The organism is Paenibacillus cymbidii (assembly GCF_004764705.1).
Classification (GTDB): Bacteria; Bacillota; Bacilli; order Paenibacillales; family NBRC-103111; genus Paenibacillus_AN; species Paenibacillus_AN cymbidii.
In genome coordinates this window covers 59348-84681 of record NZ_SHLX01000026.1, presented here as the reverse complement: position 1 = coordinate 84681, position 25334 = coordinate 59348, and the positions used below count along the sequence as shown (strand labels likewise).

Below are 25334 nucleotides of genomic sequence, written 5' to 3'. Positions count from 1 at the left end.
TTTAGTCCTTTGGTCATTTTTTATATTGTATTCTATTTGCTTGTATTACTATATTTTATTGCAATAAAGGGCATGCATAATGAAACCGATTTCAACAATTATTGAACTTTCGGTCATAAATATAGTTGCGGAAAGTTGAATGTGTGATACGATGGGGAGGAGGTGACGTTCGATGAATCGCGAGGACAAGAAGAAAGAGACCTACAACCGGATCATGGACGCCGCGAGGAAGCTTTTTGCCGAACATGGCTACGAGGCGACAACGGTGGAGCAAATTACGAAACAAGCGAACGTGGCCAAGGGGACGTTCTTTAACTATTTTGGCAGCAAGGAAGATATTCTCTGCGACATGCAAAGCTTCTGGGCCGTCGGCGAAATCAAGAAGCTGTACGGCAAGACGGGACCGTTCGTGCCGAAGCTGATGGCGCTGCTGCTTGATATCGTGTCGAAGCTGGATTTCAGCCGGCCGCTGGCGCGAACGATGTTTCAGAGCGCGTTCGGCAGCGCCAAGTCGCTGGCCTTCCAACAGACGATGTTCCGCGAGCTGATCGAGCAAATTACGCCGATTATGGCCGCGGGACAAGCAAACGGCGAATTTACGAAACGGATTCCGCCGGAACAACTGGCGTACCTTGCGGTACAGACGTTTTTTGGCGTGCTGTCGTTCTGGAGCATGGAAATGGGAGACGACAGCTTGACCGAACAGCTGGTCATGGCGTTTGAGCTGTTTTTTGCCGGAATTGACGAATAGCGGCGCCCGGACCGGTCAGTTGCCGGTTTGCGTCTGCTTGTACCCGAGCCGGATGCACTTGTCGATCGCTTGCAGTCGGTTGGTGACGCCGAGTTTGCCATAAATTTTGCGCAGATGATTGTCGATGGAACGTTTGCTGATGTAGAGCCGCCTGGAGATGTCGTCTTGCGTTACGCCTTGCATAATCATACCCATCAGGCTGGCCTCGTACGCGGTCAGCAGCTCGGTTTCGGGCAGGGGCTGTTTGATTCTGCCAAACCGTTCGGCGAAGATGTCCGCCGGCACGACGAACATCCCATCCAGTACGCACGTGATGATGCTGATCATCGTTGCGACGCTCATGCCTTTGGAAAGAAAGGCGTCCGCTCGCGAACGAAAGAATGACTCCGTATGCGGAAGCAGATCGTCCGCCGTAATCAGCACAATCGACATGGCCGGATACCGCTGTCGCAGCTTCTGCGCCGCCTCGCAGCCCGTTTCGTCCGGCAGATGATGGTCGATAACGGCAAGCTGCGGCTGCAGCTGTTCAGCCTTCTCATAACCTTCGCTTGCGCTGAAGGCGATATCCGTTTGAACGATTGTTTCGATCGAGCCCAGCATTTTGGCTGTTGCCCGGGCGACCAATGGGTGATCGTCGATGACGAGCGCGCGGATGGATTCGTTCATGCCGATTGTTGTCCTTTCATCGGAAACTGGATGCGAAATTGGACCCCTTCGCCTTTCCCCGTTAACAGCTCCCAATTGCCGCCAAGCATTAAGATGCGGCCTCTCAACTGCTCCATGCCGAAACCGGATCCGCCGATTTCCCGCATTGTTGGCTCTTTCGGGTCGAATCCGACGCCGTCGTCTTCATAACTTAGCCGGGTCGTGCCTCCCGCAGCCGATAACGTCAATCTCACCTCCGATGCCTCCGCATGTTTTTTGGCGTTGCTGATGAACTCCTGGCAGATGCGGAATACGTGTTTCTTCCAGTCAAGGTCCATGCGTTCGATCTCGTCGGCGCCGTCCGCGTCGAAACTCAGATTGAAGCTGCAGACGGCCGCTTCCAGCCGGACGAAACGTTTCACCGTTTCGACCAGCCCATGATCCTTCAACAAGTAGGGATGGAGCTCGAAGCAGCTTTGCCTGAGATTCGTCGTGATGACCTCCACGTAGTCGAGCAGGTTGCGAATTTCCTGCGCATCCTTGGGCTGCAGCGAATAGTTGGTCATTACGCCTTCGAAGCGGTATTTCAGGAAGATCAGGTCCTGCATCGTCGTGTCGTGCAGATCGCCGGCGATGCGCGCGCGTTCCTTCTCCTGCAGCTCGAACATGAGCTTGCGGAACCAATTGACTTCGGTTGCCTCCTGTTCGTCGGGCAGGAGCGACGCCAGACTTTGCAGCCGCGACAGCAGCTTGCGGATCAGGTAAACGTTCTCCAGGCTGATGGAGAGGTAGGAGACAATCAGGTTCAGCCATTCGATCTCTTCGCGGCTGAGCCGGGTGTTCGTCGTTTTCAGCGTCAGGATCAGGAAGCTGGCGTATTCTTCGTTGCGGCTGACAGGAAGGCAAATGTATGCCGGGTGCTCGGGCGTATCGGTTGCTCCGATCAGGCGCTCCACTTCGGCCGTATCGATATGGCCCGCGGCAATCGTCTCCAGCTCCCGGCCGGATCGGAACACAATGGCGCCGCCATGCACTTGCATCGTGTCGACGATGTCGATGAGAATGATGTCCTTCAGCTCGCGGAAGCTGGTGATCGAGCCGAGCTTGTTCGCCACATTCCCGATCGCTTCGCGCAGCTGATGCTTGCGCGGGAACACGATCGGTTCGAGCTTCGTGGTGAAATATTCCATGGAGTAGAGAAGGGCGGCGATTACCGCTTCGAACAACACGAACAAAAGCAGATAGGAGTCAACCGGTTTCTTAGAGCCAAACAGCAGAGTAACCAATACAAGCACTGCACTCGGAATCAGGGCCATGGCTGCGGCGATAAGGACGCGCCTCGCCACGATATGGAGGTCGAACAGCTGCTTGGTAACCATCAAATAAGCGAACGAAGCGGGAAAAAATAGCAGAAAACTGCCGGTATAAATGCTGTTCACGAAGCCGAATGGAAGAAACGCCCCTATTATTATCGGAATTATCGTTAAACAAGCAAACGGCATAAAAGAAATGAAAAGTGAAATCCAAATGATTTTCACCAATGAGGAATGATACGATCGTTCGTTGCGATGTTTCCAGTAAGCATTCGACAGCAGGATAAAGTTGAGTACGATTCCAATTAGAAAAATGGAACTCGAAATTGCTGAAAGATTGTGTTCAAATCTGGCGTAGGTAGCGCTGAAAATGGTCGGAATAGCAAGAAATCCTCTTACTAGTGGTAGCAAGTACAGGTAGCGGGCGGTTATGGATGTAAATGATGTGAAATTGCGTTCTTTAAAGAATGTCGATAAAAAGTGATAAAGTGTATAAGGGACAAGCGTTACCATTATGGTTGTTATGTATATGGCAAATGGGTCTCTGCGGGCATTGGCACCTAAACTCATAAAAGTAATGGCGCCGGAAATGAATACGAGTGCGAGCAGTAAAGGCGACTTCGCATTACGAATTTTGATTAGAATTAACGCAGCTATGGTCAAACAACATATTTCTCCTAAAAAAGATAAAATATCGATTTTGCTGAATTTCGGGAAATCTTGCATTCGTACGGTTAGTTCTGCTCCATTTCGAATCACAACAAGCGAATGGAATTTTTCCAATGCTTCATTGCGAATGACGGTATCGTACAATTCAGGATTTTGTCCGTCGACTGATTTGACGATATCGCCGATTTGAAGGATCTCAGAGCTGCCGGGTATGGTGGGTTCAAGCTCCGTGATCTCCCACTCAAGGTTTTCGTTTTTCTGCACATTTATTCCATAATAAGGATATTGGAGGGCGATATTCACAAACCATACCTGCATCGCCAAAAAAAATAGGGCAAATAACACCCAACGATATTTTTTTTTCAACAGTAACCCTCGCTTTTTAGAATAAAATTGATATTATGGAAATGAGAGTGGAAATATATTATAGGGAGGTAATCACATGCAAGCGCTAACGATTTCCCTTGACTTACGTTCGGCCGTTTACGATCTCTTGATGAAGAAAGCAACAAAAGCTTGTTATCGTTTATCAAATGCGGAAGAAACGATACTGGCCAATTATGAAAATGTAGTAAGCGAAGAAGCTGAATTGACTCGTGATTGGATTACTTGACACACCTAATTCTACCAAATGAAAAAGAGAATGTATATTAGTATTCCAGTTTTTTTCAACTTTTTTAGCTAATGATGTCGTTTTATGTAAATATCAATTATTTTGATTTTTTTAAAGTTTGGGGTCGGTTTGGGGCTGGAGGCGGGATGTTGACGCCTTCAGTTTTTTAATATGATGAATTTATATCTTTTCGGGGTGGGGTCAGGATTTGTAGGGGGCTGGCGGTGGGAAGCGCAACCAAGCTTCACGCTGCAGAAAGGCAAACAACCAAAATAGCCCATGAAAAATGGCCTATTTGCCTCCTATCGCCTGGCTCATCGGAAATAGCCAGTGAAAACACTGGTTATTTGCCCTAGATCGCCTTCAAATCGGCATTTCAAGCGAAATAGCCAGTGATTTCGCTGGTTATTTTGCAGAGGCTGCCCGTTTTTGGCGAAATAGGCAAGAAAACATGGCTTATTTTGCAAGGGGTTACTTGGCGAATGGGGGAATGGGGGAATGGGGGAATGGGGGAATGGCGCGCATGAAGCAACGTAAGATAAATAGGACTGGCGAAAATCGGATAAAACCGAGGTATTGGCGGGTGTGTGAATGAGCAACAACAAATACAAGTTGTTTTTTTATTTCTCTGTTTTTGTTGTTATCGTTAGTTTAGGTAAAGATACGATGAGTCGAATCTTTTTTGCTTTATATTAATGTGTATCTTATTTGCCATGTATTTTGTTTCGATTCAGTAATCAAAAGCGACGACGTTGCATGCCATTTCGAACTCCCGTTTGTGTCACAGGTGTCACAGGTTGGTTCTTCCTGTCTTATCGTTCAGTCGCGGGCGAAATAGGCCATGAAAGATGGCTTATTTGCTCTATTTCGCTTCTATCATCAAAAATAGCCAGCGAAAACACTGGTTATTTTGGCCAGACAGCCTCAATTCGGGCAGATTGACACGAATAGCCAATGATTTCACTGGCTATTTTAAGGCGACTACCCATTTTTGACGAAATAGACCATAAAAGATGGCTTATTTCGCCATTCCTTTGTTGTTCCGAGTCACTCTGACGACACTGGAGGGACCATATGGATCCGGAGCTTAAAAAGCTGATCAATACTTTAGATTTAAACCTACCGGCAGTTCCTCGGATGATCAGGAAGGCAGAAGAAGAGCTGGCGATAAATTTTCCCGATGAGTTTATTGCATTTCTTTAATACAGTAATGGGGCATCGGGTTATGTCGGAGAGAGCGACAATCAATTAAATGTTTGGGGCGTTCATGAACTAAAAGACGAGCATTTTTTGACTTTATAAAAGCGTTGGGAAGCAGTGAAGGATGGGAATAATTGTTTTTGGTATTCATTCAAGGCGGCTCACCGCCCTAATCATGCAGAACACGGCTGATAAACGATGTCGGCTTGTGCGACAGGTCGACGGTTTCGGGCGGGGTCGGCAGCATTTGTTTGTCGAACATCAGCGTCACTTCGGGGCGCTGGCTGAAGCTGCGGTTGATTCCGGAGACGATGCCGGCCCGACCGTCGTTCAACTGCACGACGCTGCCGAGCGAATAAATCGCGCACACTTCGGTAAAAGCGCTGACGACGCGAGAGTCGAACAGGTAGCCGCCGGCGCCGAGGATGTATTCGATCGCTTCATAAGGCTGGTAGGCCGGACGGTAGGAGCGGTAGCTCTTCAGCGCCATGTAGACGTCGGCGACCGCCACGATGCGGGCGAACAGGTGGATCTGGTCGTTGCCGACACGGCGCGGATAACCGGAGCCGTCGAAACGCTCGTGGTGCTGCAAGGCGACGGCGGCGATCGTTTCGTCGAATTTCGTCTGCAGCAGCATGTAACCGGAAATCGTATGCTCGCGCATGATCGTTTGCTGCTTGTCGGTATATTTGTCCGAAGCGGTCAAGATGTCGCGGGGGAGGAAAATTTTGCCGATGTCGTACAGAAGGGCCGCTTTGCCCAGACTGATCAGCTCTTGTTTGCCCAGCTCCAGCTGCAGGCCGGTTGCGACGGACAGCACCGCCACCTGCACGGTATGGAAAAACGTCCGATCCCCGATTACTTTCATCTTGAACAAATACTCCAGCACCAGACTATCGTTTGTGATGACCTCGAACAATTCCTCCACCAGCAGCATCAAATCCTGTTTCTTCGCGTCGGTTTTGATCAGCTTGCGAATCGAGCGGTTGACGAACAGCTCGACTTCTTCCTTGGTCAACGCGAGCGGATCGAGCGGGAGGTCGAGCTTCTCTTCGTGCCGCGGCGCGGTTTCGTCGTGAACTTCTATCAAACGAACGCGAAAATCGAGCAAACGGTCGATATATCGTTCGGTTAGCTTGACCCCTTTGGCAACGAGCACCTTGCCGTCCGAATTGTAAATGTCTTTTGTGACGATCATGCCGGCTTTGGCTTCCATTACGTGAATGGTTCGCATGAATCTCGTCTCCCTTGTTTTCGTTGTCGGTTTGCAGGAGGTGGGGCTACATTCCCATTCTATGGACTGGTTTTTGTGACGACAAGTGAAGAGTTCGTAAAAGCGTCGGGTCATTATGCGACTAAGGGCTTATCGGAAGTGACGTTGCGGCTGTTTGTCTGGGTTCATGTCACCATATATGACGTTAAAGTAACATAAAACCCATGACTTATGCAACAGTTGTCAGAAAAATGTGAAAATAGTTACGGGAAACGTGTGAGTGAATGAGTTTTGTGTGAGGGAATATTACGTTTATTGGATCGGGAGCGGCTTTTTCGCCGGTGTGCACATGCGCTGAAGGGTCGATGCGGGTCTCTCGCGGAAGAACTAGCACATTTCTCATGCGCTGCAGGGGTAGTGTGGGCTTGAACAGGGCGTTTAGCGCATGTTTCATGCGCTGCAAGGGCTATGCAGGCCACGCATTGATTGAATTAGCGCATGTTTCATGCGCTGCAGGGACTGCATGGGCCACACATTGGGGAATTAGCGCATGTTTCATGCGCAACAGGGGCTACGTGGGCCGCGCGATGGGGAATTTGCGCTGCTGTAAGGCTGAAATCAGTTGCTACTCAGGTACTCTCCGGCCTCGAGCGGCTACCAAGGTAGGCCGGATCGATGCCTTGGAACATGTAACGGAACACACAGCCCTTATTTGTCTCCTGGAGCCGTTTTTATCGAGGTTAACGGAACTCACAGCCGCTGATGGATGAAAAAACACCCCATGAGACGAAACATGCGAAAATAACAGCGCTGTGTTCCGCTTCCGTTCGCTCGAGCATTCAGCCATGGTACCCGCTCGTGGGAAGATCGAACGTCCACAATGGAGATCACAAACGTTACGGGCTGCAAGAAAAAATCTCCCCTTAAAGAGCGAGACCTAAGTAGTAACTGAAATCAGCCTTATTCTGCAGCCGGCTGCAGCGGCTACAATTCTTCAATGATGTCGCTGGCCAGCAGCGAAGCGGGGGCGGCACGTTTGGCCGCGGCCCGGTCGCCGGCGGCGCCGTGCAGCCAGACGCCGAAGCAGGCCGCCTGCACGGCGCTCATGCCTTGCGCCAGCAGGCCGACGATGATGCCGGTCAGCACGTCGCCGCTGCCGCCGGTCGCCATGCCGGCGTTGCCGTTGCCGTTTACGTACGCGGCGGAACCGTCCGCTGCGGCGACGACGGTGCCGGCGCCCTTGAGCACGAGCGTGACGCCGTGCTCGGAGGCATAGCGCGCGGCCAGGCCGATCCGGTCGCGCTGCACGTCGCGCGTCGCGATGCCGGCAAGCCGCGCCATTTCGCCCGGGTGCGGCGTCAGCACGGTCGCCGCCGCGCGGCGCGGCCAGGACGCGAAATCCGGCGCGTCCGCAAGCATGTTCAGCGCGTCGGCGTCGAGCGCGAGCGGCCCGCGCCAGCCTGTCCAGACGGCGTGCAGCCACGCCGTGTCGCCGGCGAAGCGGCCCATGCCGGGGCCGACGGCCAGTGCGTCGCGGCTTTCGGCTAGCGCGAGCAGCGCCGCCGCCGACGAAGCGGTCCAGCCGCCGGCGCCGTCGTCCGGCACGGCCGCGAGCATCGCCTCCGGCAGCGCGCCGGGCATCAGCGGCGCCAAGCCGGCGGGCAGCGCCCACGTGGCGAGGCCGCAGCCGGCCCGCAGCGCCGCGCGGCTGCACAGCAGCCCGGCGCCGCTCATGGCCGGCGTGCCGGCGGCGACGAGCGCGTGGCCGTAGGTGCCCTTGTGCGCGTCGGCGGCGCGCGAGCGGCTGACGTCGACGCCGAGCCGTTCGCGCAGCGTGCGTTCGGTCAGCGCCAGCACGTTTACGCCGTGCGCGGCGGCAAGCGGCTCCGGCACGCCGATCGGCCGCACGGATACGGCGCCGGCCGCGGCAGCGCCCGGATACTGCGTCAAGCCGCGCTTGAGGAAAGCGAACGTCACCGTGCGTTCGGCGCGGATGCACGGCTCGTGTGTCTCGCCGGTATCGGCGTCGAGACCGCTCGGGATGTCGGCCGCCACGATCGGGCGGCCGCTGGCGTTGGCGCGGCGGATCATCGCCGCGTACGGCTCCCTCGGCGCGCCGCGCGTGCCGGTGCCGAGCAGGGCGTCGACGATGCCGTCGTACGCGTCCCAGCCGCCGGACCCGGCGCCGGCAACGCCGGAGCCGCTGTCGGCGAAGACGCGCGCGACGATGCCGAGCCGCACGGCGATGCCGTACTGCAGCGCGGCGTCTTCGCCGAGCCGGTTCGGCGGTTCGGCCAGCAGCACGTCGGCGGCGATGCCGCGCCCTTGGAGAATACGCGCCGCGGCAAGGCCGTCGCCGCCGTTGTTGCCTTTGCCGGCGAGCACGAGCCAGCGCCCGTTGCGGCGCTCGCCTGCCAGGCGCAGCCGTTCGGCGACGGCGGCAACTTCCGCCGCCAGCGCTTGCGCGGCATTCTCCATCAGCACCGCGGACGGGATGCCGATCGTTTCGATCGTGTGCGCGTCCAATGCCCGCATCTGTTGAGCGGATACGATATACATCGCAATAAATTCCTCCCGTCGGCGCCTTGCCTGCTGCAGCGCTTCGATTCGCATTCCCGCCGCGCAGGCGCTTTATTGGCAGTTGGCAGCGATCAATAAAATCACTATAGCATATTGATTCCGGGGATGGTATTCGGCGAAATAGGCCATTTTTCATGGCCTATTTCGCTTCGGGCCGAACGGTCGGGACGCGGAACGCTCATGCCCCCATTGCCTTTCCCGGACAAAGGTGCTATTGTCCAAGAAGAAGGCACATCCGGACAGGAAAGGAAGAGGAAGATGATTTCGAAGCTCGAGCATATCGGCGTTATGGTGAAAGATATGGACGTGTCGGTAGCTTTTTACACGGAGGTGCTCGGCTTGCGGCTCGTGGAACGCGTTCGCGTGGACGAGAAGCTGGAGCTCGGCCTGCTGTCGCTGCCGGGATCGGAGAATGTCCAGATCGAGCTGATCAGCCGCGGCCACGACGGCATTCCGGCGGCAGGCAAGGTCGATCATATCGCGTTCACCGTCACCGATATCGACGCCGAAGTGGAGAAGCTGCGCGCCCGCGGCGTCAAGCTGATCGACGAGAAGTCGCGCGAGCTGCCTGCGCTGAACGCGCGGATCGCGTTTTTTTACGGGCCGGACGGGGAAAAGCTGGAATTTTTTCAGCGGTGACGCCGGCTTGTGTGGTACAATAGGAGCAACGAGCGCGTAAAGCATACGCCATCTTTTCCGAAACCGGGAAAGGTGGCGTTTTGTTTTGGAGGCGGCGTTCGTGTCAAACGAAGGAGGGGTCAAATTGAGCTTTGAGGAGGCGTATGAAGCGTTCATACGGCATCATCGCGAGAGCAGCGACGGGGAAAGGAGGAGAAGATTGCGGGAAGGGCTCGGCTTTCTGGAGAAACTGTTTTTGCAGCGCGTCTGGTGGCTGGCGATCGGCAATTTTCAGCATTTGCACCCGGAGTATGAGGTGCAGGATTTTGCCGATGGCGTTCGTTATCTCGATTTTGCCTATTTGCGGGCGCCGTACAAAATCAAGTTTGCGCTGGACGGCTTCGGCCCGCATCTGCGGGACGTCGACCGCTGGAAATTCGGCGACGGCCTCATGCGCCAGAATCATTTGATTCTGGACGGCTGGCAAGTATACCGGTTCTCCTCCGACGATATCGAGCACAAGCCGCGCCGCTGCCAGCAATTTTTGCTGCACGTGATGGGGCGCTGCTACGGCGATGCTGCCGCTCAGGCGGAGCTGAGCTTGAAGGAGAAGGAGGTGCTGCGCTACATCGCGATGGCGATGCGGCCGATTACGCCGAAGCTGCAGGCCGAGCATTTGGGCGTGCATGCGGAAAATGCGAGGCAGTCGCTGCAGGGGTTGTGCCACAAGCGGCTGCTGCGCGGGGCGGGCGGCAGCGAACGCATTCGCGCGTACGAACTGGACGACGCCGGGAGGCGGTTGTTTTTGTAGCTTGCGCGCACGCGCGCCGGAAATAGCCAATGAAAAATGGCTTATTTCGCGTTATGGCGGGTTGCTTGCGAAAATAGCCAGCGATTTCGCTGGCTATTCACCCGGCGGCGGCGGAAAAACAGCCCATTCGAGAAAATAGCCAGCGATTTCGCTGGCTATTTTCGTTATGGGGGGCCAAATGAGGCGAATAAGCCGGAAAATAGGGCCTATTTTCCTTGTGGCGGCCGTTGGGGAGGAGTATGCAAGGTTGTAAGAATAAGCGACGGTAACTTGTTGACGCTTGAGATTGAGTCGAGGGGATAACGGGCAGAAAGGAAGCTCCAGAGTGGACATCCCTGTTCCAGTCTGAGTCAAGGGGATACCTGACTGACAACATGTTTGCGGAGGGACGGCCGGTTGCAGCGGCGGATCGGACAAGTTGGCGGCTGGAGCAGCGGCCCGGGACAAGCGTATCGTGTTCAAGAGCGACGGGTAGAAGTGCGGCAGGCGCGATGGTGGCTGTTGGTTGCGGCAGCGGCAGGCGTGATGATGGCTGTTGGTTGCGGCAGCGGCAGGCGAGCCAAGCTAACGTGTCGTTATAGGCTCGGCCGGTATGCCGCTTGCCTAGCGCCAAATCGAAGTGGATATAAAAGGATAACGGAAGATATCGTTCGGCTATTCCTTCCCCTGTCGGCGCGGGGTAGATTTAGGGTAACGTCCGCCGCGGGAGGAGGTTCCCGGGCGTGTTCCTTGGGGTGTGGCGACGATAGCGGAAGGAAATTCCTTCCTGCCCGGCGAAAGTAGTGGGGATTTCCCGGCTTGCATATTCCCCGGCTACGGCGCAAGGTCGCTCGCTTCCGGGACAAGGAGCGATCGGATATGGCCCTTCTCGCTTGGCGGCGCCCGACGAGCACGATTTTTCCCAGACTGGTCATCGCGCTGCTGATGGTGATTGCCCCGCTGTACGGCATCGGGCTCGAAATGAACAAGCTCGGCGAAACGAGCGTGCGCGAGGAGTTGTCCACGTCGCTGCAGACGCGCGTCGATTTTTATTTGCAATCGCTCGATACGGAGAATGTACACCTGTTCAGCCTGCTGCAGCAATATATCGTCGACAAGGACTTGCAGCGGCTCGCCTTCGTCAGCCATACGATGTCGATCGCCGAATGGGCGGACACGGTGACGCAAATCCAGAACAAGCTGCAAATTATCAAAAGCTCCAGCCTGTATGTAAAAAGCGTCAGCGCCCACATCGCCACGATCGGTCGGACGCTGTCCACGGAGAAGACGATCAGCGACTTGCTCGACGACGATTTCAAGGCGGTCGAGCCGGTATTCAAGCTAAAAGGGCCGCGCACGTATTATTGGGAGGGCCGGCTGTTTCTCGCCGTCGCTTATCCGGGCTCCGACCTGCCCGGGATGAAGCAAACGTTCCTGCTGTCAATCGAGCTGAATCTCGATGTGATGAAGACGGCGCTGCAGTCGTTTTTCGGCCAGGCCGGCGCGGGGGCGGCGCTTGTGCAGACGGAGCAGGGCTGGGTCGTGGCCGCCATTCAATCGGCCGGCGACACCGCAAGACTGCAGAACTACGTGCGCCTGCATTCCCCGCTCCCGGACCCGGAGGCGGTCGACGCAGCGGGCAGCGCGCCGGAAGAACCCGCCTCCTCAGGCAGCGACAGCAAGCTGCAGCTTGACAACGGCGTCTTCATGGCCGCCTGCCAACGGTCGGGGATGCTTGGCTATACGCTGATCGCCTTCGTGCCGCAGGAGAAGATGCTCGGCCCGCTCGCCAAATACCGGACGATGCTGTGGCTGCTGTCGATCCTTTCCTTTTTCGTCGTGCTGGTGCACTCTTACTGGATTTACCGGCTGATCCACAAGCCGCTGCAGCGAATGATCGCCGCCTTCCGCAAGGTGGAGGCGGGCAATCTCGAGCCGGTGCCGCTGCCTCGGCCGAACAACGAGTTCCTGTACTTGTTCGAGCGGTTCAACATGATGACGGAGAAGCTGAAGGTGCTCATTCACGAAGTGTACGAACAGAACATCCGCGCCAAAAGCTCGGAGCTGAAGCAGCTGCAGTCGCAGATCAATCCGCATTTTTTGTACAATACATACTTCATCCTGTACCGCCTTGCCAAAATGAACGACAACGAAAGCGTCGTCAGGTTCAGCCAGCATCTGGGCGAATACTTTCAATACATCACGCGCAATGCGGCGGAGGAAGCGACGCTGGCCGCGGAGTGCAAACATTCCCGCACGTATGCGGAAATCCAGAACATCCGTTTCGCCAAAAGCCGCATCCGCGTCGATTTCGGCGAGCTGCCGGACGACTGCGCCGGGCAACGCGTGCCGCGCCTGTTCCTCCAGCCGATCATCGAAAACGCGTACAAATACGGGCTCGAGGAGAAGCGCAAAAACGGCCGCATCGACGTATCGTTCGAACGCCGGGACGGCGATTTGCTCATTGCCGTCGCCGACAACGGCGATCAACTGAGCGACGAGGACTTGCGTCGGCTGGGCGATCGGCTCGCCTCCCGCAGCAAGGAGATGGAATACACCGGCATGCTGAACGTGCATCGGCGGCTGCAAATCCGCTTCGGCGACGGCTACGGCATTTCCGTGGCACGAGGCGAGCTGGGCGGGCTGAAGGTGACGATTCGGCTGCCGCTCGACACGGCGTAACCGAAAGGGGACAGACGAATGTACCGCATGCTGATCGTCGACGACGAAGCGATTATCGTCGAAGGGCTCACCGAAACGATTGCCCAGTCGGATTATCCGCTGGAGCTGCATCAGGCGTACGACGGGGAAGAAGCGCTCGACATCGCGCGCAAGCTGCGCATCGACATCGTGCTGACCGACATCCAGATGCCGGAGATGGACGGCACCCGGCTGCAGCGCGAAATCGTGCGGCTGTGGCCGCGCTGCAAAGTTATTTTTTTGACCGGGTACAACGATTTTTCGTATATCCAGTCGTCGATTCGCGGCGGGGCGGTCGATTACGTATTGAAGACGGAAGGCGACGAACCGATTCTGGCGGCGCTGGCCAAATCGATTGCGCTCATCGACGAAGAAATGACGTACGACCGCCTGATCGTCGGCGCCCGCGAGCAGATGAAGGCGGCGCTGCCCGTGCTGCGCAAGGAGTACATGAGCTCGCTGCTGGCGGGCGATCCTCCCTCGGCAGGGTCGCGCCGGGCGCAGTTCGCCGAGCTTGGCCTTCCGTTCGAAGCCGACCGTCCCGTGCTGGCGGCGATCGGCCGCATCGACAAGTGGCGGGACGATATCGCCGGCGGCGACAAGGCGTTGTTCCGCTATTCGGTGGACAACATTTTCCGCGAATTTTTTTCCCGCGACTTCGTGCTGTTCCAATTGCCCGGCGAACATGAACGACTCGTCTGGCTGATGCAGCCGGGAGACGGCAAGTTCGCCGCCGCTTTCGCCCCCGGTGCGGAGGGAGACGGGCTGCAGGCCTATATGCTCGGCATGCTGGAATCGGTGCAATCGGCCTGCAGCCAATATTTGCAGCTCGCACTTTCGTTCGTCGTCGCCAGCGGGCCTTGCTCCTGGGAAGCGCTTCCGGCCAAATACGACAGTTTGAGCGCGCTGTTCGAGCGCGGGCTCGGACTCGGCAGCGAAATGCTGCTGTCCGACGAGCGGTTCGCGGAGGGCAGCGACCGCCAGGCGCGGGCCAAAGTTAAGCGGATCCGGCTGCTCGACCAATATTTGGCGCAGAAGGATCGGGAGAAGTTTTTTCGCCTGTTCGACGATATCGCCGCTTCTGTCGAAGGGGCGCCGTCGCTGCACAGCGGGCTGCCGCTGGAAGCCTTCTTCGAGCTGACGGCGATCTTCGTCTCGCACATGAACCGGCTGGACGCATTCGCCGCGCTGGGCGCCGGCGGGCAACCGTCGAAGCTGTATGCCATTCACGAGCATGCTTCCTGGGCGGAAGCGGCCGCTTATTTCCGCCAGACGGCGGAGCGGCTGTTCGAGCGGATGAGCGACGAAAGCGAAACCGAAACGAACGAAGTCGTCGACCGGGTGTACCAGTACGTGCAGGACAATATCGCCGGCGATCTGTCGCTGAACCGGTTGTCCGATCATGTGTATTTGACGCCATTCTATTTGTCTCGCCTGTTCAAGGCGAAGTCGGGCCAGAGCATCAGCGACTACATCACGTCCGAACGGGTCGAGCTGGCCAAACGGCTGCTGGCGGAATCGCACCTGAAAATCCATGAGGTCGGGATGAGCGTCGGCTACGATTCGGCGCCGTATTTTACCCGCTTCTTCAAGAAAGCGACCAAACTGACGCCGCAAGAGTACCGCGATTCGCTCAAGAAGATATAGAAGGATAAAGGAAGCCATACCTTTACTATTTTATGAGACACCTTCCACCCGCATAATGAAGCTTGCAAGGGATTTCCGAATGCGACAATCAGGGGAGGTTGCCAAATGGCACGAAAACAAGGCAAGGCGCTGGCGCTTATCGCGCTGTCGCTCGTCATGACGACGGCGGCCGCATGCAGCGACGGCGGCAGCAAATCAGGCGACGCCAGCTCGTCTCCGGCGGCATCGGCGTCGACAGCGGCAAGCGCGTCGCCGGCAGCGACGGCCAAAGGACCGTCCGCGCCGACCGGGCCGACGGGCAAGTACGATCCGCCGATCGAATTGACGACGGTGCGCGCCGTCAACGCGGGCGTCAAATTCCAGAACGGCGATTCGCTCGACACGAACATTTGGACCAAGGATTTCGAAAGCATGTTCGGCATCAAGGTCGTCAACAAATGGAAGGTGAGCGACCAGCAATACCAGAACAAAATGGCGGTTACGATGGCGTCCGGCGATTTGCCCGATTTTATGCTGGTCGATTCGCAGCAGTTCCAGGTGCTGGTGCAAGCCGGCGCGATCGCCGATTTGACCGACACGTACAAGAAGTTCGCCAGCGATTTTACCAAATCGAGCATTGAGGAAGGCACCGGCCTGCGGCTGAAGGCGGCTACCGTAGGCGGCAAAATCATGGGCATTCCCGCCAACGGCGGCGGCATGGACGACGCGCACAGCCTGTTCATCCGCACCGACTGGCTGAAGAAGCTGAACCTGGAGCCGCCGAAAACGATGGACGACGTCATCAAGATCGCTATCGCCTTCACGAAGAACGATCCGGACGGCAACGGCAAAAACGACACGTACGGCCTCAGCCTCGACTACAACCTGTGGAACGGCTGGTCCGGTCTGGACGGCTTCTTCAACGGCTATCACGCGTATCCGTTCAACCCGACCAAAGGCTCCGGAACGAACCTGATCTTCCTGAAAGGCGCGGATGGCAAGGCGGTATGGGCCGATACGCAGCCGGAAGTGAAAACGGCGCTCGGCAAGCTGCAGGAGCTGTTCAAGGCGGGCGCGATTTATCCGGAATTCAGCGTCATCGACGGCAACAAGTCGGCCGAACTGGCGACGTCGAACAAAGTCGGCATGACATTCGGCGCCTTCTGGGTGCCGACCTGGCCGATCAACAACATGAAGAAAGACAATCCGAACGCCGACTGGGGCATTTACCCGATTCCGTCCGCGGACGACAAGCCGGTGCTCGCGCAAAGCACGGGCGGGATGCCGTCGCAATTTTACGTCGTCAGCAAGAAGTCGAAATACCCGGAAGCGCCGTTCATCCTGCTCAATTACGTGATGGATACGCTGTTCAACAAAAAGGACATGACGCACCATACGGTTACCGCCAACGGCGTATCGTACGGATTGCATATGTATCCGCCGATCGGCGGCGGCTTCGCCGACACGAACCAGAATACGTTCTACGCCGTGCAGGAGGCGCTGAAAGCGAACAGCCCGGCCAAGCTCGACGCCACCCAGAAGGACGCGTACGATCAGGTGCAGAAATACAAGGCCGGCGACTTAACGCAATGGGCGGCAGCCAAACTGTGGGATACGGGCAGCGTGTTCGATGTGCTCGGCCAGTACAAGAAGAACAAACGCATCCTGCAATCCGCCTACACCGGATCGCCGACGCCGACGATGGTCGCCAAAGGGCCGACGCTGCGGGACGGCCAGGTCAAAGCGTTTACGGAAATCATCATGGGCACGAAGCCGCTCGAATCGTTCGACGAATGGGTCAAGAAGTGGATGGATTCCGGCGGCAAAGACATCCTCGACGAAGTGAACGCCAGCGGTCAAATCCAATAAGCGGCGAAGCGTTGGGGATAGGGGGCTGCCTCTATCCCTTTCGTCTGTCACGCGACTGATTCCCGACAACGACGAAAGGGGGCGCATCTCATGGCCCGCAGAAACTGGAAGCTGGAACTGCCGCTGCATCTGATGCTGTTGCCGGGCCTTGCCTTGGTGCTGCTGTTCTGTTACGGACCGATGGTCGGCATTGCGATTGCGTTCCAAAACTTCAACCCGATGAACGGGCTGCTCGGCTCCGAATGGGTGGGCTGGGAGCATTTCCGCTACATCTACGGGCTCCCGGACACGATGGCCGTCATTCGCAACACCGTGTTCATCAGCTTGATGAAAATCGCCGCCGGCCTGGTGGCGCCGATCGCCACGGCGCTGCTGCTGAACGAAGTCGGCAAACGGCTGTTCAAACGAACCGTACAAACCGTGCTGTACATGCCGCACTTCCTGTCGTGGGTCATTATGGCGGGCATTCTGATCGACGTGCTGTCGCCATCGGCGGGCATCGTCAACCAGTTTCTCGGCTGGCTCGGCTTCCCGAAGGTGCTGTTTCTCGGCAATTCGCACCTGTTTCCATACGTGCTGGTGGCAACGGACGTGCTCAAGGAGTTCGGCTTCGGCACGATCGTTTATTTGGCCGCCATCGCCGGCATCAACCCGGCGCTTTACGAAGCGGCGGTGATCGACGGCGCCGGCCGCTGGAAAATGACGCTCTACATCACGCTGCCCAGCATCGTGCCGATCGTTGTGCTGATGCTGACGCTGAGCCTCGGCAACGTGCTGAACGCCGGTTTCGACCAGGTGTTTAACCTGTACAATCCGTCGGTGTATTCGACCGGCGACATCCTTGACACGTACGTGTTCCGGATCGGGCTCGGCAACGGCCAGTTCGGCGTCGCCACGGCGGTGGGACTGTTCAAGTCGGTCATTTCGCTGCTGCTCATTTCGGTTTCCTATATGCTGGCTTATCGTTTCGCCAATTACCGCATTTTTTAGCCCGGCGCGTTGGGTTTGTCCGAAGGCGCAACGAGGAGAGGAGGGGCGCGCGTGGTCGAACACCGCTCCGCGAGCCGCAAGCTGTTTATCGCTTTCAACTATACGTTTCTTGCCGTCATGTCGCTTGCCTGCCTGCTGCCGCTGCTGAACGTGCTGTCGGTCTCCTTCAGCTCGGCGGCGGCGATCGAAGCGGGCCGGGTGACGCTGTGGCCGGTCGATTTTACCGCGCGGGCGTATACGTTCGTGGCGGAGAAGAAAGAATTTCTCACTTCCATCGGCATTTCCGGCAAAAGAGTGCTGCTCGGCGTGCTCATCAACATGACGCTGACGATTTTGACCGCTTATCCGCTGTCCAAGGATGTCGTCCAGCTGAAGTTCCGCACCGGGTACGCGTGGGTGTTCGTGTTTACGATGCTGTTCTCGGGCGGCCTCATTCCGACTTATATGGTCATTCGCCAGCTCGGCATGCTCGATTCCATCTGGGCGCTTGTGCTGCCTGGCGCGGTGCCGATTTTTAACGTCGTGCTGATGCTCAACTTCTTCCGCAACTTGCCGAAGGAGCTGTCCGAGTCGGCGTTCATCGACGGCGCCGGCCACTGGCAGACGTTGTGGCGCATTATTGTGCCGCTGTCGATGCCGTCGATCGCCACCGTTTCGCTGTTCACCATCGTCGGCCACTGGAACGAATGGTTCGGTGGGCTCATCTATATGAACGACCCGATTCATTATCCGCTGGCGAGCTATTTGCAGACGATCGTCGTGCGGCTCGACATGACGCAGATCAATGACCCGACGATGCTGCGCTTCTTGTCCGAGCTGAACGACCGGGCGATTCGCGCGGCGCAAATTTTTCTCGGCATGCTGCCGGTGCTGTGCGTGTACCCGTTCCTGCAGCGGTTCTTCATGAGCGGCATTGTGCTCGGCAGCGTCAAGGAGTAGGAAGAGCGGCGGCCCCGCAGGGGATGGTGCCGAGCCGCCAAAAAAAAGGATATCGAAAGATAACGGAACGCATCAGAGTCCGATTGCGAACTTGCGCCGCCTCCGGGATGATAGAGGTGTGCGGATTGAAAAACGTTGCCGAACATTCCGGGATGATGGGGTTGCGAGGCGGCGTTTTTGTTTTCCGCGGCGGGCGGAAAGGGGGAGTGGACGGCGAGGAGCGACGCTGCATAACCGGAAGCAACGGTTTGATGCCGGGAAGGAGATTGGTTTGAAGAGATTTCATTGATTTTACTATTCGTACTCATGGAGGAGACTCGCGAATGAGGAAACGAATGACGGGCAACAAGGGAACGACATGGCTTACGGTCATCATGCTGGCCGTAACGATGCTGGCGGCGAATCTGGCTCCGGGCGGGCGATCATACGCCGACCCGGACACGACGGCGCCGGCTGCGGTGACGAATTTGACCGCCGATCAGGACGACAACGACAGCGACCCCGGGACGTGCGATTTCTGGCATTGTTCGTCCACGTCGCTCAAGCTGAGCTGGACGGCTCCCGGCGACGACGGCAGCGCCGGAACGGCGACGTCGTACGAGATCCGCTACAGCACAGCGACGATCACGAGCGCCAACTGGGCGAGCGCAACGCCGGTCGCAACGGTGCCGGTGCCAACTGCCGCCGGCACCACGCAAATCAAAATCGTGCGCGGCTTGACGCCGAACACGACGTATTATTTTGCGCTGAAGGCGACGGACGATGCCGGCAACGTTTCGGGCCTGTCGAACGTCGGCAGCAAAAAAACGAACGTCGCCTGGGGCTTGACGCTTGACGCGTCGAAGCTGATCGCCGAAGCGGGCGGAGGCGTGCTGACGAAGCTGATCGACGGCGACACGGCGACAACTTGGGACCCGGCCTCCTACCCGGCCGCCATGAACGTCAATTACGGGTATACGTACGGTACGATCCGGTCGATCAATCAGATCAAGGCGTACACAACCGGCGGAACCGGCACATTGTCCGTGTACGTCGGACGCCCCGGCGCCTGGAGCCTGCTGTACACGGACACGCTGACCGGCACGGCCGGCTGGCTGACGCATACGGTGAACGTGCTTGGCGCCGACTACCGCTTCGTGCTTTCTTCGCCTTCCGGCGACGCCAAGCTTGGCGAAATCCAGTTCGTCGGAGCGGGAGCGGGGCCGGACAACACGCCGCCGGGAGCGGTGACGTCGCTGGCGGCGACCGCCCAATCGTCAAGCGCGATCGGGCTGACATGGACGGCGCCGGGCAATGACGACGATCCGGCTGGCTTCGCAAGCAGCTACGACGTCCGGTACAGCACGGCGCCGATTACCGAGGCGAACTGGGCGAGCGCCACGCAGGCGACGGGCGAACCGACGCCTGGCGAGGCGGGCACCAGCCAGTCGCTGACCGTGAGCGGACTGACGGCGGGCACCACGTACTATTTTGCAATCAAATCAAGCGATCTGAATTACACAAGCCCGACCGTCACTTACGCCAATACGTCGGCGATCTCCAACGTGGCGAGCGCGGCGACGACGTCGCTCGGCGACACGACGGCGCCTGCGGCGGTGACGAACCTCGCGGCGGGCGGCGCAACGACCTCGTCGATCCAACTGACGTGGACGGCGCCGGGCGACGACGGCGCAACCGGCACGGCGGCGGCGTACGACATCCGCTACAGCACGGCGACGATTACCGGCGGCAACTGGGCGAGCGCGACGCAGGTCGGCGGCGAACCTGCTCCGGCCGCGGCGGGCACGAGCCAATCGATGACGGTGAGCGGGTTGGCGTCCGGGACGACTTACTATTTTGCGATGAAGACGCGCGACGAAGTGTCGAACGAATCCGGTCTGTCGAACGTGGCGAGCGCCGCCACGACGACGACCGACACGACGGCTCCGGCGACGGTGGCGAACTTGACCGTCGACAACGACGACAACGACAGCAACCCGGCCACGTGCGATTACTGGCTGTGCTCGGCGGTGTCGCTCAAGCTGAGCTGGACGGCGCCGGGCGACGACGGCAATTCGGGCACGGCGACGTCGTACGAAATTCGCTACAGCACGGCGACGATCACGAGCGCCAACTGGGCGAGCGCGACGCCGGTCGCGACGGTTCCGGTGCCAACGGCCGCCGGTACAACGCAAAGCAAAATCGTGCGCGGGCTTTCGCCGAACACGACGTATTATTTTGCGCTGAAGGCGACGGACGACGCCGGCAACGTATCGGCGTTGTCGAACGTCGGCAGCAAAGCGACGAACGTCGCCTGGGGCGCCACGCTCGACGCTTCGAAGCTGGTGAGCGAAGCGGGCGGCGGCGACCTGACGAAGCTGATCGACGGCAACACGGCAACGACGTGGGACCCGGCCGGCTACCCGGCGGCGATGAACGTCAACTTCGGCTACACGTACGGCACGACGCGTTCGATCAACCAGATCAAGGCGTATACGACCGGCGGAACGGGGACATTGGCCGTTTATGCCGGCCGCCCGGGCGAGTGGAGCCTGCTGTATACCGATACGCTCACGGGCACGGCCGGTTGGCTGACGCACACGGTCAACCTCCTCGCCTCCGACGTCCGTTTCGTGCTGACGTCGCCGGCAGGCAACGCCAAGCTGGCGGAAATCCAGTTCACCGCCGCCGGCGCGCCGGCGGACACGACCGCTCCCGGCGCCGTAACGAATCTTGCCGTGACGTCGACATCCAACAGCTCGATCGCGATTTCCTGGACGGCGCCGGGCGACGACGACGACCCGTTCGGCTACGCGAGCAGCTATGACGTGCGCTACAGCCTGTCGCCGATTACTGAAGCGAACTGGGCCGCCGCCACGCAGGCAACCGGCGAGCCGACGCCGACCGAGGCGGGCACGAGCCAATCGATGACCGTGACCGGCCTGTCGCCGGGCACGACGTATTACGTCGCGATGAAGGCAAGCGACCTGAATTACACGAGCCCGACGAGCACGTATGCGAATACGTCGCTGCTGTCGAACGTCGTGTCCGCGGCCACGACCGGAACGCCGGATACGACGGCGCCGGCGGCGGTCGCCAATCTGGCGGCGTCGAACGCGACAACCGTGTCGGCAAAGCTGACGTGGACGGCGCCCGGCGACGACGGCAATACGGGCACGGCGACGTCGTACGACATCCGCTACAGCTCGTCGACGATCACGAGCGGCAACTGGGCGAGCGCAACGCAGGTGACGGGCGAACCGGCGCCGGCTGCGGCGGGCGCGAGCCAGAACATGACGGTGAGCGGGTTGTCGCCGTCGACGACATACTATTTTGCGATGAAAACAAGCGATGAAGTGGGCAATACGTCGGCGCTGTCCAACGTGGCCACACTGACGACGCTCACCGGCACGAACGGCGTCTTCGGCAAAATTCCGCTCGACCCGTCGATGGCGCTCAGCGAAACCGGGCAAGGACAGCCGGGATTGCTGCTGGACGAACAAACGCTGGCGGGCGATCCGCTGGGCGGCACGGGGGGCACGCCGATCAACGCCTGGTATCCGGGCGGCGGGTTCTCTTATGGCATCCCGAGCGCGGCGATCATCAACCTCGGCCAGGATTACGAAATCGACAACATTTTCGTCTATGACAAATTCGGCGGTCCCGCCGGCGTCAATTTTACCGTATCCGCCGGTTCGCCGTTCAACTGGACGCAGCTGTTCCAGGATCCGATGCTCGCTTCCCCGGGCAACAGCTGGACGAATCACGCCGTGAGCGTGCCGTCGACGCATTACTTGCGGGTGGAAATCACGAACGGCAATATTTACGTGCCGGAGATCGTCGTGTACGGCAAAAGCCTGGGCACGAACATCGACGTCGTCCCGTCGCCGGTGCCGCAAACGTTGCCCGCGATGGATAAGCTGATCGGCGTCAACGCGCTGATTACGAACTCGACGACGAAAATGCAGGCGGTCGGCAACGTCCGCGAGTATCACAACTGGTTCTGGGACGAAGGCGATGCGTATGACGGTTCGCCGATCTCCTATCCGGGATACCCGAACAACCAGAACAAATTCAATCCGAGCTGGGCGGGCGGCGGCTGGAATTTCGACGCCTACTACCAGACGCTGCACAATGCCGGCGTCGACGTGCATCCGGCGATTCAGGGCAGCGTGCAATGGCTGAACGGCGCGGGCAAAAAACCGCTCGCTTCCGGCGCAAATCCGCTGCTTCCGGCTTCCTACGCGGCGCATGCCGACCACATGTTCCAGTCCGTCGCCCGCTACGGCAGCACGGCTGTGGCCGACAACAAGCTGAAGCTGGCGTCGGGGCAGACGCGCAGCACCGGCCTCGGCTACATGAGCTACTTCGAGAACGGGAACGAGGACGACGCCAACTGGGGTTCGGTGGACAGCTATTTTACGCCGTACCAGTTCGCGGCGATGTCGAGCGCCGATTATGACGGCGACCAGGGGCGCATGGGCAATACGTTCGGCGTGAAGAACGCCGATCCGAACGCCAAGCTGGTCATGGCCGGTCTGTCCAATCCCGACGTCAACTACATCAAGGCGATGAAGGTATGGTCGGATTATTACCGCGGCGGCAGCTTCCCGGCAGACGTGCTGAACGTGCACATCTACAGCTACGGCCCGAGCGGCGCCGGCATCAGCCCGGAAGCGGCGGGACTCAAGGCGCAGCTGGAGACGTTCGTCGATTACCGCAACCGCTATTTGCAAGGCAAGGAAATCTGGCTCAGCGAGTTCGGCTACGACACGAACCAGGGTTCGGTGCTGCATGCGCCGCCGATCGGGACATTCAGCGTGAACGAGGTGCAGGGCCAGTGGATCGTCCGCTCGTATTTGGCGGCAGCGGCGGCGGGCGTGGACAGGGCGCAGCTGTTCATGTTCTCCGATACGGATCCGAACAGCACGACCAAGTTCGATACGTCGGGTCTCGTTTCGACGATCCCGAGCGGCGAAGTGCCGAAAACGTCCTACTACTACGTCTATACGCTGAAAAACACGCTGGCGGGCATGCGCTACGTCGGCGAACAAAGCTCGGGCAACGGCAACGTCACGATTTACAAGTTCAAAAGCACGACCGGCAGCGGCGGCGCTTACGTGCTCTGGGCGCCAACGAGCAACCAGACGAGCGTGAGCAATTACCAGCTGACGCTTGCGGGCTCGCCGACAACGGCGTCGCTCGTGCAGATGGCGGACGGCGACACCGACGGCGTCACGTCGAGTCTGACGATCGCAAGCGGCAAAGTGACGGTAAACGTCGGCGAACGCCCGATCTTCGTTAAAGTGGATAACATGCCGTAACCGGCATGGCGGAAACGCGGGAGGCGAAAGCCCCCGCGTTTTTGCGTTTTGGGCCCCGCAAGGCGTTTCTTCTTGCGTTCGATGCGGAACTGGATATAAAAAGATAAAGCTAGTCATTATTCTTCTATTGCATCGGGGGCGGCGATAGCCGATTATGAAAAGGGATGATGTGGGAACACCAAACAACAGGCGAGGAACGGTGAACGTAATGTGGGCACCCGACAACTATTTGCAAGCGATGATCCGGCACACGACGCCGAAGTTCCGTTTCGGCGCGCGCAGCGTCGAGGAATGGCGCGCCTGGCGGCAGGAACTGCTGCCGCAATTCGCCGCCGACCTCGGCGGCTTCCCGGTTGAGCCGGCGCCGCTTGCCGCACGCGAAATCGAGGCGGTCGCTTGCGACGGCTACGTGCGCAAGAGAGTCGTCATTACGACTTACCCCGGCCTGGAGATGCCGGTTTATGTGCTCGAGCCGGAGCGGCAGCCGGGGGAGAACGCCCGGCGTCCCGCGGTCGTCGCCTGTCACGGGCACGGCTACGGCAGCAAGGAAATCGTCGGCCTGAACAAGGATGGAAGCGTGCAGACGGACCCCGGCTACCAGCATCAGTTTGCCGTCCGGCTGGCGAAGCGCGGCTTCGTCGTCATCGTGCCGGAGCTGCTCGGCTTCGGCGACCGGCGGCTGCAGGAGGCGCAGCGGAAAGATACGTACAGCTCGTGCCACGAAATTTCCGCGCACCTGCTGCAGTTCGGCCAGACGATGGCCGGGCACCGCGTGTACGAAACGATCCGGGCGATCGATTACGCGTCGTCGCGCGAAGACGTCGACGCGCTGCGGATCGGCGCGATGGGCATTTCCGGCGGCGGCCTTGTCGTCACGTTTGCAGCGGCGCTCGACGAACGGGTCCGAGCGGCTGTCGTCAGCGGCTACATCAACACGTTCGCAAGCAGCATTCTTGCGATGCACCACTGCATCGACAACTATGTGCCGGGCTTGCAGCGCCATGCCGAACTGCCGGACATCGCCTGCCTGATCGCGCCGCGGCCGCTGCTTGTCGAAGCCGGCACGGAGGATCCGATTTTCCCGATCGACGCGACGCTGGCCGCATTGGACCAACTGGCTTCCGCGTATGCGCTGCTCGGCGCGGAGGAGAAGCTGGAGCGCGACGTGTTCGCCGGGGATCACCGCATCAGCGGAGCGGTGGCGTACGATTTTCTGGCGCGCGAGCTGCAGCTGACTTGAAGCGGGCCGGCGGAGCGGGCCTCTTGGGCCGTTCAGCAAAATAGCCCGTAAAAAATGGCCTATTGGCCGGATTTTACGGCCTCAACGTAAATAGCCAGCGAATACGCTGGCTATTTGAACCAAATAACTGCTCAAACGAGCTTTTCTGCCGAATAGCCAGTGAAATCACTGGCTATTTTTTCAAGACGGCAACAATTGTCGAAATAGCCAATGAAACATGGCTTATTTTCGAGGTCTGGCCATTTTGAGCAGACCGATGGCGAAAGGAGGGAACG

At 58.4% G+C, this 25334-nt stretch carries 16 protein-coding genes; 12 read left to right on the top strand and 4 right to left on the bottom strand.

The window, feature by feature from the left end:
- The first annotated feature begins 172 nt into the window (after nucleotides 1-172).
- Nucleotides 173-751: a TetR/AcrR family transcriptional regulator gene (locus tag EXY20_RS28385; RefSeq protein WP_135555564.1), complete on the top strand. Its 579-nt coding sequence runs from the start codon at nucleotides 173-175 to the stop codon at nucleotides 749-751.
- Between the two features lie 15 nt (nucleotides 752-766).
- On the opposite strand, the gene EXY20_RS28380 is transcribed toward EXY20_RS28385, so the two are convergent.
- Entirely contained in the window at nucleotides 767-1417 is a 651-nt protein-coding gene (locus EXY20_RS28380) for a response regulator transcription factor (RefSeq protein ID WP_135555562.1), read from the bottom strand.
- Entirely contained in the window at nucleotides 1414-3744 is a 2331-nt protein-coding gene (locus EXY20_RS28375; protein WP_135555560.1) for a GAF domain-containing sensor histidine kinase, read from the bottom strand. The genes EXY20_RS28380 and EXY20_RS28375 overlap by 4 nt, the downstream gene beginning before the upstream one ends.
- Before the next feature lie 76 nt (nucleotides 3745-3820).
- On the opposite strand from EXY20_RS28375, the gene EXY20_RS39225 reads away from it, so the two are divergent.
- Nucleotides 3821-3991: a hypothetical protein gene (locus tag EXY20_RS39225; protein WP_167859583.1), complete on the top strand. Its 171-nt coding sequence runs from the start codon at nucleotides 3821-3823 to the stop codon at nucleotides 3989-3991.
- Nucleotides 3992-5065: 1074 nt separating this feature from the next.
- Entirely contained in the window at nucleotides 5066-5194 is a 129-nt protein-coding gene (locus EXY20_RS40090; RefSeq protein WP_167859582.1) for an SMI1/KNR4 family protein, read from the top strand.
- Between the two features lie 166 nt (nucleotides 5195-5360).
- On the opposite strand, the gene EXY20_RS28370 is transcribed toward EXY20_RS40090, so the two are convergent.
- Both EXY20_RS28370 and EXY20_RS28365 read right to left on the bottom strand, forming a co-directional pair.
- Nucleotides 5361-6425, bottom strand: a complete 1065-nt coding sequence (locus EXY20_RS28370; RefSeq protein WP_167859581.1) for an HD-GYP domain-containing protein — start codon at nucleotides 6423-6425, stop codon at nucleotides 5361-5363.
- Nucleotides 6426-7388: 963 nt separating this feature from the next.
- A complete protein-coding gene (locus EXY20_RS28365) occupies nucleotides 7389-8963 on the bottom strand; it encodes an NAD(P)H-hydrate dehydratase (protein ID WP_135555557.1) in 1575 nt (524 codons plus the stop codon).
- A 279-nt stretch (nucleotides 8964-9242) separates the two neighbouring features.
- On the opposite strand from EXY20_RS28365, the gene EXY20_RS28360 reads away from it, so the two are divergent.
- From EXY20_RS28360 to EXY20_RS28320, 9 genes are all read left to right on the top strand, one after another.
- Nucleotides 9243-9623 (top strand): VOC family protein, encoded by a 381-nt coding sequence (locus EXY20_RS28360; RefSeq protein ID WP_135555556.1) that lies wholly within the window; start codon nucleotides 9243-9245, stop codon nucleotides 9621-9623.
- A gap of 124 nt (nucleotides 9624-9747) precedes the next feature.
- Nucleotides 9748-10413, top strand: coding sequence for a DNA-binding response regulator (locus tag EXY20_RS28355; RefSeq protein ID WP_135555554.1), 666 nt, complete (start codon nucleotides 9748-9750; stop codon nucleotides 10411-10413).
- An 858-nt stretch (nucleotides 10414-11271) separates the two neighbouring features.
- A complete protein-coding gene (locus EXY20_RS28350) occupies nucleotides 11272-13074 on the top strand; it encodes a sensor histidine kinase (protein WP_135555552.1) in 1803 nt (600 codons plus the stop codon).
- A gap of 18 nt (nucleotides 13075-13092) precedes the next feature.
- Nucleotides 13093-14739 (top strand): response regulator, encoded by a 1647-nt coding sequence (locus EXY20_RS28345; RefSeq protein ID WP_135555551.1) that lies wholly within the window; start codon nucleotides 13093-13095, stop codon nucleotides 14737-14739.
- Nucleotides 14740-14844: 105 nt separating this feature from the next.
- On the top strand, nucleotides 14845-16587 hold the full coding sequence (locus EXY20_RS28340; RefSeq protein ID WP_135555549.1) for an extracellular solute-binding protein: 1743 nt from the start codon (nucleotides 14845-14847) through the stop codon (nucleotides 16585-16587).
- Between the two features lie 90 nt (nucleotides 16588-16677).
- A complete protein-coding gene (locus tag EXY20_RS28335) occupies nucleotides 16678-17577 on the top strand; it encodes an ABC transporter permease (RefSeq protein WP_135555548.1) in 900 nt (299 codons plus the stop codon).
- A gap of 51 nt (nucleotides 17578-17628) precedes the next feature.
- Nucleotides 17629-18516, top strand: coding sequence for a carbohydrate ABC transporter permease (locus EXY20_RS28330; RefSeq protein ID WP_135555546.1), 888 nt, complete (start codon nucleotides 17629-17631; stop codon nucleotides 18514-18516).
- Nucleotides 18517-18839: 323 nt separating this feature from the next.
- Nucleotides 18840-23819, top strand: coding sequence for a fibronectin type III domain-containing protein (locus EXY20_RS28325; RefSeq protein WP_135555545.1), 4980 nt, complete (start codon nucleotides 18840-18842; stop codon nucleotides 23817-23819).
- 208 nt (nucleotides 23820-24027) lie between these two features.
- Nucleotides 24028-25059, top strand: a complete 1032-nt coding sequence (locus EXY20_RS28320) for a dienelactone hydrolase family protein (protein ID WP_135555643.1) — start codon at nucleotides 24028-24030, stop codon at nucleotides 25057-25059.
- Nucleotides 25060-25334 lie beyond the last annotated feature (275 nt).

Excerpts from the sequence above, each read along its gene's own strand:
- EXY20_RS28385 (WP_135555564.1), top strand. The coding sequence starts at position 173 with ATGAATCGCGAGGACAAGAAGAAAGAGACCTACAACCGGATCATGGAC.
- EXY20_RS28380 (WP_135555562.1), bottom strand. The coding sequence starts at position 1,417 with ATGAACGAATCCATCCGCGCGCTCGTCATCGACGATCACCCATTGGTC.
- EXY20_RS39225 (WP_167859583.1), top strand. The coding sequence starts at position 3,821 with ATGCAAGCGCTAACGATTTCCCTTGACTTACGTTCGGCCGTTTACGAT.
- EXY20_RS40090 (WP_167859582.1), top strand. The coding sequence starts at position 5,066 with ATGGATCCGGAGCTTAAAAAGCTGATCAATACTTTAGATTTAAACCTA.
- EXY20_RS28370 (WP_167859581.1), bottom strand. The coding sequence starts at position 6,425 with ATGCGAACCATTCACGTAATGGAAGCCAAAGCCGGCATGATCGTCACA.
- EXY20_RS28365 (WP_135555557.1), bottom strand. The coding sequence starts at position 8,963 with ATGTATATCGTATCCGCTCAACAGATGCGGGCATTGGACGCGCACACG.
- EXY20_RS28360 (WP_135555556.1), top strand. The coding sequence starts at position 9,243 with ATGATTTCGAAGCTCGAGCATATCGGCGTTATGGTGAAAGATATGGAC.
- EXY20_RS28350 (WP_135555552.1), top strand. The coding sequence starts at position 11,272 with ATGGCCCTTCTCGCTTGGCGGCGCCCGACGAGCACGATTTTTCCCAGA.
- EXY20_RS28345 (WP_135555551.1), top strand. The coding sequence starts at position 13,093 with ATGTACCGCATGCTGATCGTCGACGACGAAGCGATTATCGTCGAAGGG.
- EXY20_RS28340 (WP_135555549.1), top strand. The coding sequence starts at position 14,845 with ATGGCACGAAAACAAGGCAAGGCGCTGGCGCTTATCGCGCTGTCGCTC.
- EXY20_RS28335 (WP_135555548.1), top strand. The coding sequence starts at position 16,678 with ATGGCCCGCAGAAACTGGAAGCTGGAACTGCCGCTGCATCTGATGCTG.
- EXY20_RS28325 (WP_135555545.1), top strand. The coding sequence starts at position 18,840 with ATGAGGAAACGAATGACGGGCAACAAGGGAACGACATGGCTTACGGTC.
- EXY20_RS28320 (WP_135555643.1), top strand. The coding sequence starts at position 24,028 with ATGTGGGCACCCGACAACTATTTGCAAGCGATGATCCGGCACACGACG.